Origin of the sequence: Gracilibacillus boraciitolerans JCM 21714 (assembly GCF_000521485.1) — a bacterium.
GTDB lineage: Bacteria > Bacillota > Bacilli > Bacillales > Amphibacillaceae > Gracilibacillus > Gracilibacillus boraciitolerans.
This window is the reverse complement of sequence record NZ_BAVS01000003.1, coordinates 74,395-93,748: the sequence shown is the minus strand read 5'-3', so window position 1 is coordinate 93,748 and position 19,354 is coordinate 74,395. Positions and strand designations below refer to the sequence as shown.

Sequence of the window (19,354 nt, the reverse complement as noted above, 5' to 3'; positions counted from 1 at the left end):
TTTTACACTCTCATTCCTCTATGCCATAATATTCAAACCAGTCAAAATCAGCATAATTATCACTTTCTTTTCCATTTCCGGAACAATACATACCTATGTATGTGCCAACAAACCCACCTGCCAGATCTGTACTTAAAATTCTCCCATCCACATTTAGCGCTAATATTCTCCAGTTAAATGGCTCCGTTGTATAGAAAAATGAATAATCTTGGCCAATTGCTTCTACTTTAAAATAGATTCGTTTATCACCATCTATTGTTTTTTCAGCAACGATCTGATCTCTTCCAGCTTCCCTTCTTACTAATCGTATCAGCGTCTGTTGATTATCTAATAAAATTTCAACACGAAACTGATAGTTATGATTTTGTAATAGAACTAATCCAGCTGTTTCATACGCTGTTTTAGGCTGAAATTCCATAACGGTTTGCGCAAAAAAGTTTATATGTTGCTGTCTTCTTCCGATAAAAGCTGGATTTTCTTCTTCCATTATAGTTTCTTTCTTGGCTTTTAAACGCAAATAGCCTTGTCTGTCTGATAACGACCAGAAATCCCCCCCTCTAGGTGTACGCAAAAAATTCCAGCTGTCGTCTAGCTTTTCCGATTCAAAGGAATCTGTATGTGGTAATGCTGGCCACTTATGCTCATCAAGATTAGGGAATTCCACTTCAGACTCGACCATGCCTTTTCCTTTATTCACAATCGGCCATCCATCTTCCCAAACAAATGGTACGAGAAATGTCTCTCGACCAAGATTACGATAATACCCTCCATAAGGACGAGATGCGAGACAGACCATCCACCAATCACCATTTTGTGTTTCAACAATATCGGCATGTCCGACGTTTACTATCGGGAAATCTTTGCCTAAATGCCGATGCGTTAGAATCGGATTTATCTCTGTCATTTCGTAAGGACCTGTTATCGTTTTACTTCGTGCGATCGTGACAGCATGCGTATGACCTGTTCCACCTTCAGCAATCATCAAATAATACCAGCCATTTATTTTATATAAGTGCGGCGCTTCCTGAGCATGGGCATACTTCAAAGCGCCATCCCATAAGCTATACGTTGGTCCAACTAATTGTTTTTTCTGCAGATCTAGTTCCTGCAGCCAAATTTCATTGTGTTTCAGATACTGCTGACCAGAAGGGGGGGGTTTGCGGTTACCGGTATAATAGACCTTACCATCGTCATCAAAAAAAAGAGAAGGATCAATTCCAGGCGCTCCCTCCAGCCAAATGAGATTAGACCATGGACCCGCAGGATCTTCTGCAGTAACATAAAAATTTTTTCTGGCGCCTTGTTTACTGACAACAAAAGTGGTAATCATATAAAATATTCCATTATGATAACGGATGGTCGGTGCGTATATACCACGTGAATTTGGTGTTTGATCTAAATTCAGTTGCTCAGGACGATCTAAGACATGACCTATTTGCCGCCAATGAACAAGGTCCTTGCTATGAAATATAGGCACACCAGGAAAGTACTCAAAGCTTGACGTTACCAAGTAATAATCTTCCCCCCCACTCTACATACGGAGGGATCCGGATAAAAACCTGGTATAATCGGATTTTTATACGTTTTCATCTTATTCACCTACTTCCATAAAATATAGGTTAGTTGACATCTAACAAATCTTCTCTTAAGGGCGTAAATATATCCAGTATCTGGCTATCCTCCAAGGCTGTCACACCATGAACAGCATTTGAAGGAATATGTAACGAATCTCCTTTCTTCATGACTACTTCCTTTCCACCTACATGAAAAGCTAATTTACCCGCTATACAGTAGGTGATTTGCTCATGTGGATGATTGTGAGCAGATCCCTTCGCACCTTTTTCAAAGGCTACTTCCATTACCATCATTTGCTTGCCAGGATCATGGATTTTTCTTTTTACTCCTGGTTCTGCTTGTTCCCATTGATTAATGGCCATCATACTTCCTCCTTCAATTTTGTAATAATAGGTAAGATAAATTGAATTAACATTGCTAACACAATCACGTATGCAACAGTGTTCGTATCTATCCCATTCGAAAAAAGCATAAATACTATAATCCCTAACCCCCCCCTGCCGATATTAATAATAGTTTCGCGCAATACAACGGACTCCACTCTGAATTCAGCTCCCAGAGGAATCCGATCTATCCATTGGAAATAGTAAGCCGCAAATGCATTTGCCTGTAATGGTTTAAATATATTAAGCGTCGCCATAAATAGAATGAAAGTGCCTATCGTTGCTATAAAGAACATCAAAAAGGCAATCGAAAAAACGAATGAATATCCTGCCAGTCCATTATACAGTGCAATAATATACCCTGCTAATGCTGGTGCGATTAAGTTAGCAGAACTCATCACCATTTGATTCCATCCTAAGTAGCGATGCCTGTTTTCATCCGAGGAAAATTCATGGACAATGGTGAAGTACACAACCCAATACAATCCTTGAGCAATGCCGCGAAGTAGAGCAAACAAATAAAAATAAGTGACAATTTCTTCTTGAACAATCACAATGAATAGATAAAATATAGCTGTCATAAAAATGCCATATCGATAGATCGTGGTTCTGCCCTTTTTCTTAGACATTTTGCCAATAGAAATGGTGGTAGCCGCTTGTGCTAAAATCGCAATTAAATTATACAAGCCATTAACCCACAAACTGTTTGTTAAACGCCATAAATATAAATTCACAAAAATTATCGACAACGAGCCGCCAAATTGGAAAATAGCATGGTTGATTAGAATATTCACGGCATGTGAAGAGAGTTGTTTTTCTTTTTTAAGTTTCATTTGTCGAATTAAACGAGACACTTCTTTCTATAAATCTCTATTATGTTTGCCAAGTCTGCCAAAATTGTTCGCTGCTTATTAATGGTTCGGGCTTTTCACTCCATAATTGGTGTAATTGTTTGCGGATTAGTGTCGCTTGAGTAGTAGCATTCATATCGCCTTCCACTAAACCTAAACCTAGTTCAACAGGATCTGGCATATCTGGATAATAGTCATCTTCTTTTATTTGGGCAACATTCGGCGCTGATGGTGAGCCATTTATTTCTCGCGAAAAGGCGCCATCCTTTCGTTTTAATTGTTTCAAATTTTGAATAGTTATAAAAGTAATCTCGTCTAATTCCTGTTCAGAAATTTCTATTTCCAAATAAGCCAATAAATCAATTGGGTTACGAATATAGCACATATCGACAGCTTCTTCTGTTCGTAAACTAAGTAAAATACTTTGATAGATTTTTTCCTGATTTGGCATAGGTATTTGATTCCTTCGATAAAAAGTATGCAATTTAAATGCTCCAGAAATTCTTACATATAATGATCCACTGCCCCCCCACAAGCCTGTTTCCTCGTCTTGTATACTTGCCAGAAATTCCTCCAACGCTTTCACGTATATACGTTGTTTCTCGAGCTCCATCTGATTAACATATACGAGCGAGGAAGCAAGCAAATCACAACCACGCCAACTATTTCTCAAATCAATACCTTTCCATTTTGCTTGATAGGCTGATAATGAATCCGTGTAGGCAGGTGCCTTTCTTTTTTCTAATGGCAACTTATATAGTGGTTCACCTCCAAGTCTTTTTAGAGAGCTTATTGCATAATGAAAGGCTCGATGAACCATCACTTCATCCTTTGGCATATTGGGATGATCATCAAAAAAGTAACCAGTATTCGGATCTTGTTTCGATTGAAAAAAATAAATCAGTTTATCTTTTAGTGCGGAAGGCATCCCTTCGAGCAATTGTTGTCTTAATAAAATATTTATTGCTTGTGCAGTTGACTCGATATCTGAATAGAAACGGTCATCTCTAACAGAGCTTTTGGCGTAGTAAAAGCCACCCATAATGGGATCAAATTGTTGCTGGAGCCAATAAAAAACACCATCATAAAGATTCTCAAGCTCATGTTTATGCCTGATCAATAGCTTTTCTTCCTCTCCTAATAGACTATTAACCTTTCACAGATCCTAACAGTGCACCTTTGGCAAAGTACTTTTGCAAAAATGGATATACAAGTAACACAGGTACTGTTGCTACTACAATCGTCGCCATTTTTACTGTTACCTCTGGAGGTGGAACATCGGTATATGCTTCAGCATCATAATTCATTCCACTTGCCAATACTACAATTTGTCTCAGCAAAACCTGCACAGGCCATTTATCAGCATCAGCTAAATAGAGAATGGCATGCATATAGGTATTCCAATAAGTCACCGCATAAAATAACGAAATGGTTGCAATTGCAGGTAACGAAATAGGAATCACGATGCGGAACAAGATACTGAAATCGTTGGCTCCGTCTATTTTTGCTGATTCCTCTAAGCCTGCAGGTATGTTCATAAAGAAACTGCGCAAGATAATCATATTAAACGCATTAATCGTAACTGGTATCACTAATGCCCATAAGGAATTTAACATTCCAGTTTGCTGAACCACTAAGAATGTCGGGATCATACCACCATTAAACAATAATGTGAAAACAATCATAAAGTTAATTACCCGTCGCCCGACGAGGTCTCTTCTCGATAATCCATACGCTGTTAAAGTCGAGAAAAACATGCTCCAAAGCGTTCCACCAATCGTTACAATCGCTGATACACCCAGAGCTCTAAAGATCGTATCTGTTGAGAAAATATATTCATATGCCTTTAATGAAAATTCAGTCGGAAACAGTAAAAATTTTGTTCTTGCTACTTCTGCACTTGTAGCAAACGAACTACCGAGGACATGGATAAACGGTAATATCGTAATTAAGGCTAACAGTGCCAGTAAAAAGTAATTAAAGAAATCAAACACTCTACTACCAGAAGAGATGCTTCGTTGTTTTGTCATCATTTTCACCTCGCCTATTGTTGTCGTTACTAGTAAATGCCTTCTTCATCAAATCGCTTAGCTAACCAGTTCGCAAATACTACCATTATTAATCCAACTATGCCTTTAAAGAAACCAACTGCCGTACTGTAACTAAACTGTCCCTGTTGCAAACCTGCAACATATACATATGTGTCAAAAATTTCTGCTACATTCCGGTTAGATGAATTGAGTAGTAAATAAACATGTTCAAACCCGAGTTCCAAAACATCCCCCAATTTTTAAGATTAATAACACAATGATAACGTTACGAATAGTAGGTATTGTGATGTGCCACATCTGACGGAATCGATTTGCGCCATCCATTCGTGCTGCTTCATACAATTGAGGGTCTACTGCTGTTATCGCTGCCAGGAATATAATAGTACCCCCCCAGCCAGCCTCACGCCAAATAACTTGTAAGACATACATGGGCCGGAACCAATCTTCATTTAGTAAAAAGTTTATTTTCTCAAATCCCAATGATTCTAATACAGCGTTTACAATTCCTCCATCAAGCGTTAACATCACATAGGAGATCGAAACAATGACAACCCAGGACATGAAGTGGGGGGGAATATAAATCAGCGTCTGAACGCCCTTTTTAAAAAAGCTGTGACGCACTTCATTCAACATTAATGAAATAATGATTGGTATTGGGAAAAATACGAATACTTGTAAGCCAAATAACACCAGTGTATTTTTAAATATCGACCAAAATTCACTACTTGTAAATAATCGTATGAAATGATCTAATCCTACCCATTCACTTCCTGAAATACCTTTATAGGGCTTATAATCCTGAAAGGAAATGATCAACCCATACATAGGTAAGTATTTGTAAATCAAAAAATAAATTAAACCAGGCAGAATCATCAGATAAATCAGTTTGTTGCGTTTTATTTTCCTCCATGTTTCCGATCGCTTTACCTTTTTGAATTGTTTTTCTTCTTCTTTTGCAGTAAGTGTCGCGGTTTCCATAAGCAGTATCCTTCCTAATTTTTTCTTTTTTTGTTGTGTTTACTTATGAAGATCTTACGCTTAAAGGGTATATAACGTAAATAATCATTATCTTACGAGTTACTTGGATTATTGATGTGGTGCGATTTAAGTAACTGACATAACATAGTGATCATCTCCTGCTTACAATTTTTTAGTTATGAGAAGGGCTCTGAAAATTCCCATTTTAAGAGCCCTAAACTTTAGTTGCTATTATTTTGACGCATTAAACTCTTCAATAATAGCGGCTCCGCCTTCTTTTTTCCATTTTTCAACCGCCTTATCAAAACCAGCTTCATCAATCTGGCCTAGAATATATTGATAGGTTGCATCTATCATACCTTCTTGTAAGATCGCACCATCATTCACATATGTTTCAGAATATAACGGCACAGTTGGATCTTCGATTAAATAATTTTCATTATCTTTAATCAACTCTTCTGCTTTTGCCTTGGCATCATATTCAAAAAAGCCTTCATATCTGCCATTCGTTTCTGGATCTCCAATTTCAAGTGCTTGGTATGGCTTAACTTCACGATCAAATAAAGCCTGATCATCTGTAGGAAGCGCACTGCCTTCTTTTACTTCATAATGTTCTCCTTCGATTCCCCAGAAAGCATAATTCGCGACTTCTGGTGTCATCATCTTATCGAGGAATCCTAAAATTTTTAACAAATCATCTTCAGATTCAACTGCACTTTTCGGAAACATGATTAAACTACCGTAACCTGGAATTGACCAAATTCCAAACTCACCATCAGGTCCTTCGATTTTATTTTGAACATCAAATTTGACATCATGATTAATAGCAACAGCATCACCATTTATGCTCACTACATCAGCCATTGAGCCAACATACATACCAGCTGTACCGTTTTTAAAGAATTCTTGTTGATCTGGTTTACTTGTTACAGGGAAATCTTGATTTATATATCCGTTCTCATGCATTTCTCTAAAGAAATCCATCGTTTGTTTATACTCATCAAACATAAATTCCGGTTGTAATTGGCCATCCTTTTCACCCCAATTATTTGGTGTGCCAAACCAGGATGAAACTGTTTTAAATGCACCATATACTAAATCACTTCGGTCAGTAACGCCGAACGTATCATCCTTACCATTTCCATCTGGATCATCTTCTGTAAAGCTCTTGCCATTTCCATAAACTCATCCGTATTTGTTGGTGCTTCTAAGCCAAGATTATCAGCCCAATCCTTACGATAAATCAAGCCTTGTCTTGATAAGGGGCGTCCTTGATATAAAGTATATAAATTTCCGTTTACTCTCGTATTATCAAGTACATTTTCTTTCAGCTTTGATAAATTCTCGAATTGATCCAAGTATTGCCCTACCTCCCAGAATTGTTCATCTTCCAACGCATCACGGAATTGAATAAACGTGGTCTGGTTTTTTAAGAAAACTGCTTCTGGTAAAGAGTTTGTTGCGAAGGCAGTATTTAGACGATCTTCATAGTTGTTATCAGGCACCCATTGAATCTCGATATCTGTATTCGTTTCTTCTTCAATCTTTTCTAAAACTTTCTCATTTGGAACTTCTGGTGTGTGTAAATTTGCCATCATAGTAAATGAATATGGCTCTCCAGCAGAACCACCTTCATCCCCCCCTGTCTCATCATTTGCACCACTATTATCACCTTCTGTAGCACTATCATTATTACACGCCACTAATGTTAGTAATAATAGTAACAACATGATTCCCATAGACTTTTTCCAATTACTCAAATGAACCACCCTCCGATATTTTTATTTGTACTATGACTTGCCGAGTACACTTTAAATACTAAAGATCTAATGATTAAATGTATATAATCACTTTTTCACAGGTGTTGAAACGCTTACTAACAAAGACAAAATTTTTAAAAAATAAATATGAAATAATCATTATTATACTTTAAAGATAATTATATTAAGAAATGATTATTTTGGGTCTGAATCAACTAAAATCTCTTTATAAATAAGGGTTTTTCGCCCCTTCAATCATGATTATTATTGAAAGCGCTTCATTAAATCTATTTACGGAAGGACTATAAAACGTTATTCTATATATAGATTAACATTTAATTTACAGAAATAGGTGGGGGGGTTAACATGGAGCTAACAGGTTTATGGGGGGGGAATTTTACCGAGTAAGTATTTGGATTACTCGTTTTGCTTGGCTAAATATACTATGGCTTATCTTCACATTATTAGGGTTAGTTCTATTCGGTATCATGCCAGCCAGTATAGCGATGTTTTCTATCGTGCGTAAGTGGGTCTTAAAAGATTTCAATGTACCGATATTTCAATCATTTCTTTTAGAATATAAACGTAATTTTTTTCGTGCAAATTTATTAGGAATTGTCCTTTACGTTATTGGTTATTTTCTATCTGTTTTCCTCAAGTATACAGGCATGATGAGTGAAAGTAATCTATACCCGGTATTACTGGGAACTTTTATATTAGCAGCCTTCTTTTACGTCTTGCTAATTCTTTATATTGCTCCCGTATTTGTTCATTATGAACTAAGCTTTTGGCAATACATTCGATATGCGATTTCTATAGGTGCCGTGAATCTACCTTATTCTGTATCAGCGCTAACCGTTTTGGCAGGAATTTATTATGTCTCCCTAAAATTTCCTGGTATTACGCTGTTTTTTAGTTTTAGTATTAGCGCCTACGTAACGATGTTTATCGTTCAAATTGGTTTTACTCAATTATTAAAAAAGCAACGGGAACAGTTAGAAGAAGCAACTATTTCAACTTCTTAACGTTATAGATATTACCTAAAATATTTCATTAAGAGGAAGTATGCTCATGAAAAAATTTTCAACCAAACATTATTTTCAACTTATTGCTTTTTTAATTATCCTAAGCACAGTTCCTGTAATTATTACTGGTGGTCTTTCATATTGGCAATCTTCTAAAGCAATTGTCGAGTATTCTAATCATGAAAAAAGGCAAAATATTTATCAAATTCAGACTAATGTTGAGCAGGTACTTCGTTACATTGATTTATCTACAACTTATTTTATACGATCTGCTCAAACTACGGAATTTATTAAAAAAGATATGAATGCAAGTTCCTTTAGCGATTTCCATAAACTGCGTAAGGATCTTATTCACTTACAAACAATAGAGACTGGTATTGAAGATATTGTATTGGTGAGTTTTGAAAAAAAATGGCTAATCAATAACAATGGACTTGTTCATCTTGATAAAAATGCATACGAGCAAATAAATACAGGATATTTGCAGTTGCCCGAAAAATCCAAATGGCTTTTGGAAGAGTCAGAGCAAATTAATTTACCTAACGCTACAAAAAATAGCTGCTCACAATATATTAACCTAGTGAAAAAACTACCGATTTTATCTTCCAGTCCTGATGGATTGATTTCTGTGCTTGTCCCTACTTGTGAATTGAATGATATTATGGCACAAAGTAATCAGAGTGAATCCTTTATTATTTTAGATGAACATAATAAAACGATTGCTCACAGCAATACCGAATATACAAGTGATGACGGATATATTCCAAATGCACTGTTTAATGAAATTGATCATGATGAATTAGAAGGTCAATTTCAATATCAGCTGAATGGTACTGATTTCCAGGTATCTTATCAAACCTCTAATTATAATAACTGGACATACCTGTCTTTAGTTAAAATAAGTGACTTGCATATGAAATCTAGTTCAATAGGTTGGCTGACATTAGCCATTGTATCTATTTTATTAATTATTTCATTGAGTATAGCATTCATAGGCAGTAAGATATTGTATAGCCCAATTAAGAAGTTAAAAAATATAATCTATTCTACCGAGGAAAAGCAGCGTTTACCATTAGAGACTATCAACGAATTTGACCTAATTGAAACACATATTGAAAACCTTCTGGATCAAAATCAATTATTAGAAAAACGCGTACAAAGCCAGGTAACACAATTAAAGCAATTATTTATGATTCGTTTACTACAAGGTAAAATTACAAAAAGCGAAATACCACTTAAGATGAAATCCTTTCATTTCAATCAAAGTTGGACTTGGATAACTGTTTTCTCTTTGAAAATAGATGATTTTGACCAAGGGAAGTTTAATAATAATGATCAGGATCTAATTTTATTTGCTATTAATAACTTAATAGAAGATTTAATACCACTTAATGAGAGATTTACCCCCGTCGTCATAAATGATACGCAGTCTACCATGATTATGACAGAATGCGACAAGGATACAAAATATACACATAATATCAATCAAAAGGTTAAGTTAATTCAATCTAAAGTAAAGGAGCTTTTTCATTTATCCGTCAGCATAGGAATCAGCAAGCGCTTTAATGCGTTGGAGGATGCAAATATTGCGTTCAAGGAAAGTAAGGAAGCATTGAAATACCGCCTGAAAATGGGTGAGGCTTCGATTATTTTTTATGAGAATTTAAATAGAAGTTATTCAAGTGTCGCACCATACCCTTCTGCGATTAAAAATAAAATTTTCGATGCGATTAAGTTAAGTGATAAGGGAAGTGCTTCAAAAGAGCTCTCCAAGTTTTTTGATTACCTGGATCGACATGACATTCATCATCAACAACTGGAAATTATTTTATCAAGATTTTTATATGAATTATATGAATTGAAGGAACTTCTTGGAGTACGTATTGAAGGTTTTCAATCAACTGAGATGATTACATATTATCAAAACTTGAGATCTATAGAAGCGATACATGATTGGGTAAATCATGATATTATTATCCCACTTATTGATAGTGTGGATGCCAGGGATGACTCCAAGAACAAAAAAATTTCTGATAAAATGATGCGATTTATTCACGAAAATTATAATAAAGATATTTCTTTAGATATACTTGCTGCTGAACTTCATTACAATCCCAATTACCTTAGTAGCATTTTCCAGAAGGAAACAGGTTTTTCATTCAGTGAGTATTTGCTGAGGTATCGTCTAAACATAGCCAAAGAGTGGTTAACAACTACTAGCATGTCTGTAAAGGAAATCGCTGAAAAATTAAAATATAATAATTCACAAAACTTCATTCGTTCTTTTAGAAAAATGGAAGGAATAACGCCAGGAAAATACAGAACACAACATAAATCAAAAGAAGCATAGCAAATCAAAACCACTCTTTCTTTAGTGAAAGAGTGGTGTTTTATAGAAATTATAGATTAAAGCATTCCCAAAGATTAGAAATACTTTACACTTATTTTATTAATATGAAATCGTTTGTATCATGCTCGAATTTTTTTAATTTCCTTCTCCCAGCATAATCCGAAGTACGTTCGGGTGAGTAGGAAATGTTTTTGTACCTGCTCCATAACCGATTTTATTTACTTTCATATTTGGAATTTCACCATATCTAGAAACTAACGTTTTAATAATAGCTGCACCTGTTGGTGTTGTCATTTCCCCCAACAACTTTAGTATTTTTTATGGGAATATCTTTTAGTATTTCCAATGTTGCTGGTGCTGGTACCGGATAGATACCATGATCAATATGGATATGTCCTGAGCCTACTGGTACTGGTGATGAAATAATTTGGTCGATTCCCAGGTGATCAATTAGAATCGCTACGCCTACAATATCGATAATAGAGTCAATGGCACCTACTTCATGAAAATGCACGTGATCTAAATCGATTCCATGTATTTTCGCTTCAGCCTCACCAATTACACGAAACATATCCAGTGCCATCGTTTTTACCGACTCATTTAATTCACTATTTTCAATCATTTGTACAATATCTTTATATGTACGATGGTGATGTGTATGATGATCCGTTTCATGCTTATGATCATGGTGATCTGATGCTTCCTCAAATATTACATCAAAATGATTACTGTTTATCCCGTTTTTAATTACTTTATTTAATTTTAATTCATACTTTTGTTCTACGTGAAGCTTGAGTAACTGGGATTCTAACCATTCTAGTGAGATGCCAGTATCTAATAACGCGGCTATTGTCATATCACCACTAATGCCCGAAAAACAATCAAAATATAATACTTTTCTCATAAGCCACCTCCAATAATCTCCTATAGCTTTATTTTAACTAAAAAATTCATTTATAAATAGAAAAAACCCTTCCTTAATTTATAAAGGAAGGGTTTTTTCACTTTTTTATTATTCACCAGTAGATGATTGAACAGTTTCCTGTGCTTCTTTTAATGCTTCTTCTGCTGTCTGTGCACCATCTCTTAATACACTATTTAATGTAGTTGTGTTAAGTTGAGTAATAACATCTGGTGTTTTCTTTGTAACATTTAATGGTGCGATATCTTCTTTAAGTGTTGATAATACTTCAAATATATTATCGCCAAAAAATTCAGTATACTTGTTTGGCTCACTCAATTCTGGAGCATCCCATACATCATGACGAGGTGGATCAAACCCAAGAATTGTCCATAGTTTAATATTTGATTCTTTCGTCAGCTTAGCGAAAGCTAAGAATTCTTTTGCCAGCTCAGGGTGTTCTGTTTGATTTGTTACTACCGTACCTGTACCACCCATACCCGCAGATCTATTGTCATCTTCATCAAATACAGGTAAAGGTCGAATGGTCATTTTACCTGTCAAATCTGGCATACTATCTGTAAAGCGTCCCATATACCAGATTGGCATAGCAACTGCTGCAGCGCCTGCATCATTCATGTAAGAATAGAACTCTTCGGCGTGTGGTGCAGCACCTGGTGCAACTTCAGCTATGCCAGCATCTTGCAAGTCCTTCATATACTGAAGTGCTTTTGCATTTTCTGGTGTATTAATGGTTAACTCTCCATTATCGTTTATGAAATCGGATTTTTGCTGTGAAACACGGATCCAATATGGAAGTAAATCACCAGGAAAAGAGTTGATCATTATTGCATCTGTATTATCGACTACTTTCTGACCTGCTGCTGTGAAATCATCCCATGTTTTAATAGCGTCAATGTCTACACCTGCTTGTTCCATTATTTCTGTATTATAATACATTACAGAAGCACCCACGTGTGTTGGCATTCCATAATATTGTCCATCTTTTGCATAGATTTCAAAACGAGCTTTAATGAAATTTTCTATTTCAGGTTCTACATATTCATTCATAGCTAAAAGTTGTGGTTCACCTTGTAGGTAGTTTGGAAATCTACCAATTTCAATATCAGCCAAATCTGGTGCACCTTTACCTGACTGCAATGCTAAGAGTAAGTTATTGTGTAGCTGATCATAAGGATATGTTTCTACAGTCAACGCAATGGGTCGATCTGAGTTCTCTTCATTCCAACGATTAGCTGCATCTTCATAGAAATCAGCATGCTGTCCGGCAAAGATCCACAACTTCAGATCTTCTGCATTTTCTAAATCAGCTCCAACAGTTTTTACTTCTTCTGCTTCTCCAGAACTTTCATCGCCACCCCCGCCACATGCTACAAGTAACATTGCAACAATACCAAACAAAATGGCTAATAAACTTTTTCTTTTCATCTTACTAACCCCCTGAATAATTTTATAAGAACTAAACCAGTAACCGCTTTCAACTATTTGAAAGGAATAAACGAAGAACATGCTTCAATACCTGATCTATTATGCAAAAATCAATAAACTTAGTCCTTCGTTTAAGTTACTATGTTATTAATTAAAAGATATCATTTTATATTTAATTTGTCAATAAGTTTTCTAAATAATGTATATAAGTTATTGATTAACTAATTTATTAAATATAGTATATCGTTTGATAGTACGTATATGTTTTATTAAGTGTCTGCATTATCTATTTTTTCAAACACACGCATGGTTAAGAATGCAACTGTTACAGCAATTAAACTAACTGTTCCAAACAACAATAGAGTTGGCAGCTCCAATGAGAAATAAATTATAACAAATATTGCAAAACCTATTGCAATAGTTATCGGCATTTTGGAAATACCAATAATAAAAGCATTCTTAAAATATTGCATAATTGTTGTTTGATAGTGACTTAATAAAGGAAAAATCCAGATGAGAATAATTCCATATAAAAAAATGACAAAGTAATAGGCAAAAACGACAATTATAGGTGTTTGATCTCCAAGTTGTAATAACGCATGATAATTTATGAACAAAATTACTGCTGTAAATAACAAAATGGCACCAATAATATTTGATTTGATAAATTCACCTTTATAAGTCTGCTTAAATAATTGGTAAATAGATTTTACTTCTTTTTTCTGGACCCATTTCCTTGCGACATTTATAGCTGCTGTAGTAGCAGGAAAAACCCCCCCCACTACTACGACACCTAATAAGCTAAATATTATCCAAAGAAAGTTTAACCATGCAACTTGTAATATTATTTTTAATAAACGATCTAGTGAACCTATAAATTGTTCTCCAAACATCTTTGGTCACATCCTATCAAAACACTATTAACCTTTTACTCCCCCCCCTGTTGTCAAACCAGCAACAAAATAACGCTGGAAGAAAATAAACAAGATAATGATCGGTACGATGGTCATTACCGACCCAGCAATTAACACATCATAGTTATTACCATAAGGAGTTAATAGCGTAGCCAAGCCAATTGGTAAAGTAAACATATCGTTGGAACGTAATACTATTAATGGCCAAAGGAAGTTATTCCAGCTGCCAAGACCTTGTAGGATTGCCATTGCACCAAGCGATGGCCCCCCCATTAATGGAAGCATTATTTTAAAATAGATTCCATATTCTGTTGCACCATCAATTCGTGCGGCATCCATTAATTGAACTGGTAATCCTAATGCATATTGTCTAAAGAAGAATACTGCAATTGGCGCTACCACCATCGGTAAAATGACACCAAGATAGGAATCCACCAGTGAAGCTGTGATCATCATTTGGAATAGTGGCAGCATTAGAATTTCAAATGGCACCATCAAAATAAATACTACAAAGGTGAAAAATAAATTTCTACCTTTAAAATCATATACTGCTAAGGCATATCCTACCATTGCTGAGAAAAATAAAGATAGGACAATAGTAACCGCGGAAATGACTAAACTGTTTGTATACCATGTCCAATAGCCGGCAGCCTGTGTAAAAATATAATTATAGTTGTCTATATTTAACGTGCTCCAATCAAATGCTAAACTTATACCTGTACGCATCAATTCTGAAGATGGTCTTAAAGATGAAATTAATAGCATAATCACCGGGAATAATGCTATCAAACATACGATTGCCATGCCTATATTAGCTACCCATGATAATGTCTTTCTTTTTTGTTTGTTTTTCATTACTCATCACCTCGCTTGAATGCACCTGTTAATATTAATTGGATAAAACTAATAACAAAAATTATAAGCATGAGAATGACACCAATTGCGGCACCAAACCCCCCCATATTGTTTTGCTGTATACCTTGCTGATAAATATATCCAACTACTGTTAACCCAATATTTCCTGGTGAGCCCGCTTCCCAGAAGACGAAACTTTCTTCAAACATTCTAAAACCATTAATTATAGATATAGTTACAACGAAAATGGTTACTGGTTTTAGAAATGGTAATGTTACATACCTGAACTTCTGCAACATCGACGCTCCATCAATGTCAGCTGCTTCATATAATTCATCTGGAACATTTTGCAGTGCTGCTAAGAAATAGAGAATATTAACTCCTAACCAGCGCCAAACACAAAGCATTACCATTAGAAACATTCCTGACCATGCATTAAATCGCCAGTCAACTGAATTCATCCCCCAGCCAGTTCAAAAATTGATTGGCTGCTGCAGTATCGGTCTCTCCAAACATCAAACGGAATATCATACCCGCTACAATTGTTGATGCTAAGGTTGGCATAAATAATGAAGCTCTAAACAGGGTTTTCAGTTTTACCAACTTTGAGTCCAATATTACCGCGAATAATATCGGTAATATTGTTAGTATTGTCACTGTTAATATTACATATATTGTTGTATTCATTAATGCCTTGTAAAAAACCGGATTAAAAACTCTCTCATAGTTTTGCAGTCCGATAAATTCAACTTGACCTGGCAAGACGCTTTGAAAACTCATAATTATACCACGAATTGCTGGGTATACTGTTAAAATTAAAAAAGAAATAATAAATGGCGATACAAAAACATAAGGTACAACTCTTTTTGAATTCATAAATTTCATAAATGGGCTTGGACCTTTATACGTATCGGCTTTTTGATTTGTTGCCACTGTTTGATTTGTTGCCAAGGTAATCCCTCCTTAAAAGTTTGAACAAACTGAATACGCTTTCAATTAATCTAAACTTCTTTACTTTAGTTTTGATCTCTTGTAGTTTGGTAACATATATCGTATCCATATTACCAAACGTACGTATAAGTATTAGTTGTTTCTATTATATATAACTGTATAAGTTTTTTCAATCATTTTCTCAAAAAAACCATTATTTTATTATCCTACAAGTTTACTAAACAATTTTTCAATAATAAACATCGCATTTTTGTTAAGTAAATATTCGCTACACTTGTATTTTTTAATTATATGCAACAAATCACTTTAATTATTCCCTTTTTCTAAACCTTTTCATAATGAAAGTCGATAAGAATATCTTATCGACTTTTATTTCTTGCCTTCTATTTTACCGAAAGTGCTACAACAGATTTTGAGGGTAATTTTATAGATAAAATAGTTTCATTTATTTGAAAATCTGTAAATTCGACTGGATGGACATTATCAGGGTTGTCGAACGTATTATGGGCATCGATTTCGTTTGCCGTTAGTACCCGACCTGTTACGTGATTTACTTCTATCCCTCGCAAATCCACATTAAAATCAGATGAATTTTCTCTGTCGACATTACACAATGTGATATTCAATGTTCCATCATTTGATTTTGATGCTGATCCTGTTACCTGTGGCATCTCTTTTTCTCCTGTTTTAAATTTATCGGATGATATATCCAGAGATACCTTTGTTGCGTCTTGATGAACCTTGTACATCTCGAATACATGATACGTTGGGGTTACTATCATTTTTTCCTTATCCGTTAAAATCATAGACTGTAAAACATTAATGGTTTGAGCAATATTAGTCATTTGAACTCGGTCATTATGTTCGTTAAAGATATTTAACGAAACCCCAGCAACCAATGCATCTCGAATCGTATTTTGCTGATATAAGAAACCTGGATTGGTGCCTTCTTCTACATCATACCATGTTCCCCCCCACTCATCAATAATTAATCCCACGCGTTTCTTCGGATCATATTTGTCCATAATTGCACTATGCTTTTCAATTAGCTCTTTAATGTAATAAGCCTTTTGCATTGTCACATCCCATTCCTCTTCCGGGAAATTCGTTGCGGAACCTTTTCCGGTCCAAAATTCCCCCCCCGGTACGGTGTAATAATGTAAGCTTAAGCCATCCATGAGTTTGCCTGCTTCTCTCATTAATACATCTGTCCAGTTATAATCGGCAACATTGGGACCACCAGCAATACGGTAAATTTTATTTTCTCCATAATTTCTTACGTAAGTTTGGAAACGTCGATAAAGATCTGCATAATATTGAGGCCGCATATTACCGCCACAACCCCCCCAGTTCTCGTTTCCGACGCCAAAGTACTTTAATGCCCATGGCTCTTGTTTACCATTTTCCTGACGCCAGTTAGCCATTGGTGATTCTCCATCAAATGTCATATATTCTACCCATTCGGACATTTCTTGTATAGACCCACTACCTACATTCCCACAGACATATGGTTCTGTTTCTAACAAATCACAAAGCATAAAAAACTCATGTGTTCCAAAATGATTATTTTCAATGACACCGCCCCAATGTGTATTGACCATACGCTTTCTATTTTCTCTCGGTCCAATGCCATCTTTCCAATGGTATTCATCTGCAAAACATCCACCTGGCCAGCGAAGTACAGGAATTTTAATATTTTTTAGAGCTTCCACAACATCATTTCTTATCCCATTTGTATTAGGAATATCAGAGTCTTCCCCAACCCAAAAACCTTCGTAAATACAACGGCCTAAGTGCTCAGCAAAGTGCCCATAAATATTTTTATTGATTACACCCTTTGTTACATCTGCATTAACAATTGCATTATTTGTCATACTTTCACCTCATTATAAATTTAAATTAGTACCTTTGTTACAATACTGAGTTTGAACATTCGATAATTTCAATAACTTGGATTGATGTGGTTTTAATTTGTAGGTAATTTCTTCAAATTGTGGTTCCAGATCTTTCTGTTTCCATAAGTCACGAACTTTTACCTGTGTATCTGTCAAACCTAAACTTTCGAGTGTTACTGCTACTTGTTCTTCATCATCAGCCAAATTAAACATTGCTACGTAAAGTGTTGCTTCATCACCACATGAACTCCACACTACTTTATCTTCGTCTCGATATACTTGCCGTGCACCAAATCCATTCCGATGCACTTCTAATACTTCTTTATTTGTTAATAATGACAATGTCCACTCATCATTATCTCGCATTTCTCCGCCAAACATTAATGGAGAACGGAATATCGACCATAACGTCATCATTGTTAGTTGTTCATCTTTAGTAAAGCGAGTAAAACGATCTGATGCTCCTCCATCAACTGACCGAATGCCTATATGACCTAATGGCAACATATCAGCATCTGGCCAGTAACCAGGACCGATGTTTTTACTCCATCGGTAACATTTCTCAAACATATCGTATAACAAATCCCAGATATCCCAAAAGTCATCGGTCATTCTCCACATATTTGCATTTTCTTCAAGCAAGCTCACACTATGTAAGGATGTGGGTCCTGGTGAAAGACTTAATACCATTGGGCGACCACAACGATCGATCGCTTTACGAATCATTTTAATTTCCTCAGCATGGATACCATACAACTTGGAATCAGCAATGTCGTCCACCTTAACAAAGTCCACTCCCCCATTCCGCATATAACTGAAACAAGGAATCATAATAAGCCTGAGCACCATCTTTATTCGAATCAATTCCATACATGTCTGTATTCCACGGACATATCGAATTTGGTTTAGCGATATCTCTTGCACGTTTATTTGTACCTGATATAGCAGTATTCTGATGTACAGCTTGTCTTGGTATACCTCTCATAATATGGATACCAAATTTTAGTCCCTTTTGATGGATATCATTTGCTAATGGTTTAAAACCTTGATTATCTTTAGACAATGGAAAACGATTGGATGCTGGAATTAAACGCGAAAACTCATCCATCTCAAGAGGTATAAAAGGGCGATAAGCTGATGAGACAGCACCTGCTTCCGACCATTGAATATCCACTACTATATATTCCCAACCAAATTGTTTAAGATGAGTTGCCATATATTCTGCATTGCCTTTTACTTCCTCTTCCGTAACGGTGGCTCCATAACAATCCCAACTATTCCACCCCCCCATTGGAGGCGTGATTGCATATTGATGGTGCTTCAAATGAAACAACTACCTTTCCTTTATATATAACTAAATAAAGATGGAGAAAGCATCAATCGATACCTTTCTTCAGTTTTTGCGGCTTCCTGTAT

The 19,354-nt window shown here is 35.6% G+C and carries 12 protein-coding genes and 5 pseudogenes; 2 read left to right on the top strand and 15 right to left on the bottom strand.

Annotated elements, in window-relative coordinates; translation table 11 throughout:
- Positions 1-10: 10 nt before the first annotated feature.
- From JCM21714_RS04320 to JCM21714_RS04290, 7 genes and pseudogenes are all read right to left on the bottom strand, one after another.
- Positions 11-1,590, bottom strand: a pseudogene (locus tag JCM21714_RS04320) (glycoside hydrolase family 43 protein).
- Between the two features lie 29 nt (positions 1,591-1,619).
- Positions 1,620-1,940 (bottom strand): cupin domain-containing protein, encoded by a 321-nt coding sequence (locus JCM21714_RS04315; protein ID WP_035722112.1) that lies wholly within the window; start codon positions 1,938-1,940, stop codon positions 1,620-1,622.
- A complete protein-coding gene (locus JCM21714_RS04310) occupies positions 1,937-2,791 on the bottom strand; it encodes an MFS transporter (RefSeq protein WP_035722109.1) in 855 nt (284 codons plus the stop codon). Before JCM21714_RS04310 ends, JCM21714_RS04315 begins: the two co-directional genes overlap by 4 nt.
- Before the next feature lie 40 nt (positions 2,792-2,831).
- Positions 2,832-3,929, bottom strand: a complete 1,098-nt coding sequence (locus JCM21714_RS04305; protein WP_035722106.1) for a hypothetical protein — start codon at positions 3,927-3,929, stop codon at positions 2,832-2,834.
- Between the two features lie 28 nt (positions 3,930-3,957).
- Positions 3,958-4,839 (bottom strand): carbohydrate ABC transporter permease, encoded by an 882-nt coding sequence (locus tag JCM21714_RS04300; protein ID WP_035722103.1) that lies wholly within the window; start codon positions 4,837-4,839, stop codon positions 3,958-3,960.
- 29 nt (positions 4,840-4,868) lie between these two features.
- A pseudogene (locus tag JCM21714_RS04295) lies at positions 4,869-5,838 on the bottom strand (ABC transporter permease).
- A 231-nt stretch (positions 5,839-6,069) separates the two neighbouring features.
- Positions 6,070-7,598 (bottom strand): annotated as a pseudogene (locus tag JCM21714_RS04290) (extracellular solute-binding protein).
- 383 nt (positions 7,599-7,981) lie between these two features.
- Between JCM21714_RS04290 and JCM21714_RS04285 the strand changes: the two are divergent.
- Together JCM21714_RS04285 and JCM21714_RS04280 are read left to right on the top strand one after the other, a co-directional pair.
- On the top strand, positions 7,982-8,623 hold the full coding sequence (locus JCM21714_RS04285) for a YesL family protein (protein WP_035722101.1): 642 nt from the start codon (positions 7,982-7,984) through the stop codon (positions 8,621-8,623).
- A gap of 46 nt (positions 8,624-8,669) precedes the next feature.
- Positions 8,670-10,973: an AraC family transcriptional regulator gene (locus tag JCM21714_RS04280; protein WP_035722099.1), complete on the top strand. Its 2,304-nt coding sequence runs from the start codon at positions 8,670-8,672 to the stop codon at positions 10,971-10,973.
- Positions 10,974-11,108: 135 nt separating this feature from the next.
- On the opposite strand, the gene larC (JCM21714_RS23715) is transcribed toward JCM21714_RS04280, so the two are convergent.
- From larC (JCM21714_RS23715) to JCM21714_RS04245, 8 genes and pseudogenes are all read right to left on the bottom strand, one after another.
- On the bottom strand, positions 11,109-11,267 hold the full coding sequence (gene larC / locus JCM21714_RS23715; RefSeq protein WP_369403457.1) for a nickel insertion protein: 159 nt from the start codon (positions 11,265-11,267) through the stop codon (positions 11,109-11,111).
- Positions 11,236-11,877 (bottom strand): nickel pincer cofactor biosynthesis protein LarC, encoded by a 642-nt coding sequence (gene larC, locus JCM21714_RS04275; RefSeq protein ID WP_369403456.1) that lies wholly within the window; start codon positions 11,875-11,877, stop codon positions 11,236-11,238. Before larC (JCM21714_RS04275) ends, larC (JCM21714_RS23715) begins: the two co-directional genes overlap by 32 nt.
- Before the next feature lie 108 nt (positions 11,878-11,985).
- Complete coding sequence (locus JCM21714_RS04270; RefSeq protein WP_035722096.1) at positions 11,986-13,323, bottom strand: ABC transporter substrate-binding protein; 1,338 nt, start codon at positions 13,321-13,323, stop codon at positions 11,986-11,988.
- Between the two features lie 269 nt (positions 13,324-13,592).
- Positions 13,593-14,216, bottom strand: a complete 624-nt coding sequence (locus JCM21714_RS04265) for a YesL family protein (protein WP_035722093.1) — start codon at positions 14,214-14,216, stop codon at positions 13,593-13,595.
- 27 nt (positions 14,217-14,243) lie between these two features.
- Positions 14,244-15,092 (bottom strand): carbohydrate ABC transporter permease, encoded by an 849-nt coding sequence (locus JCM21714_RS04260; RefSeq protein ID WP_035722090.1) that lies wholly within the window; start codon positions 15,090-15,092, stop codon positions 14,244-14,246.
- Positions 15,092-15,977 (bottom strand): annotated as a pseudogene (locus JCM21714_RS04255) (carbohydrate ABC transporter permease). The gene JCM21714_RS04260 and the pseudogene JCM21714_RS04255 overlap by 1 nt, the downstream one beginning before the upstream one ends.
- Positions 15,978-16,426: 449 nt before the next feature.
- Positions 16,427-17,917: an alpha-N-arabinofuranosidase gene (locus tag JCM21714_RS04250; RefSeq protein WP_035722087.1), complete on the bottom strand. Its 1,491-nt coding sequence runs from the start codon at positions 17,915-17,917 to the stop codon at positions 16,427-16,429.
- 12 nt (positions 17,918-17,929) lie between these two features.
- Positions 17,930-19,262: pseudogene (locus tag JCM21714_RS04245) on the bottom strand (glycoside hydrolase family 27 protein).
- Positions 19,263-19,354: the final 92 nt, after the last annotated feature.

Bases quoted from the DNA above. Each gene is read 5' to 3' on its own strand.
- JCM21714_RS04315 (WP_035722112.1), bottom strand. From the start codon at position 1,940: ATGATGGCCATTAATCAATGGGAACAAGCAGAACCAGGAGTAAAAAGA.
- JCM21714_RS04310 (WP_035722109.1), bottom strand. From the start codon at position 2,791: ATGAAACTTAAAAAAGAAAAACAACTCTCTTCACATGCCGTGAATATT.
- JCM21714_RS04300 (WP_035722103.1), bottom strand. From the start codon at position 4,839: ATGACAAAACAACGAAGCATCTCTTCTGGTAGTAGAGTGTTTGATTTC.
- JCM21714_RS04285 (WP_035722101.1), top strand. From the start codon at position 7,982: ATGGGGGGGGAATTTTACCGAGTAAGTATTTGGATTACTCGTTTTGCT.
- JCM21714_RS04280 (WP_035722099.1), top strand. From the start codon at position 8,670: ATGAAAAAATTTTCAACCAAACATTATTTTCAACTTATTGCTTTTTTA.
- larC (WP_369403457.1), bottom strand. From the start codon at position 11,267: ATGACAACACCAACAGGTGCAGCTATTATTAAAACGTTAGTTTCTAGA.
- larC (WP_369403456.1), bottom strand. From the start codon at position 11,877: ATGAGAAAAGTATTATATTTTGATTGTTTTTCGGGCATTAGTGGTGAT.
- JCM21714_RS04270 (WP_035722096.1), bottom strand. From the start codon at position 13,323: ATGAAAAGAAAAAGTTTATTAGCCATTTTGTTTGGTATTGTTGCAATG.
- JCM21714_RS04265 (WP_035722093.1), bottom strand. From the start codon at position 14,216: ATGTTTGGAGAACAATTTATAGGTTCACTAGATCGTTTATTAAAAATA.
- JCM21714_RS04260 (WP_035722090.1), bottom strand. From the start codon at position 15,092: ATGAAAAACAAACAAAAAAGAAAGACATTATCATGGGTAGCTAATATA.
- JCM21714_RS04250 (WP_035722087.1), bottom strand. From the start codon at position 17,917: ATGACAAATAATGCAATTGTTAATGCAGATGTAACAAAGGGTGTAATC.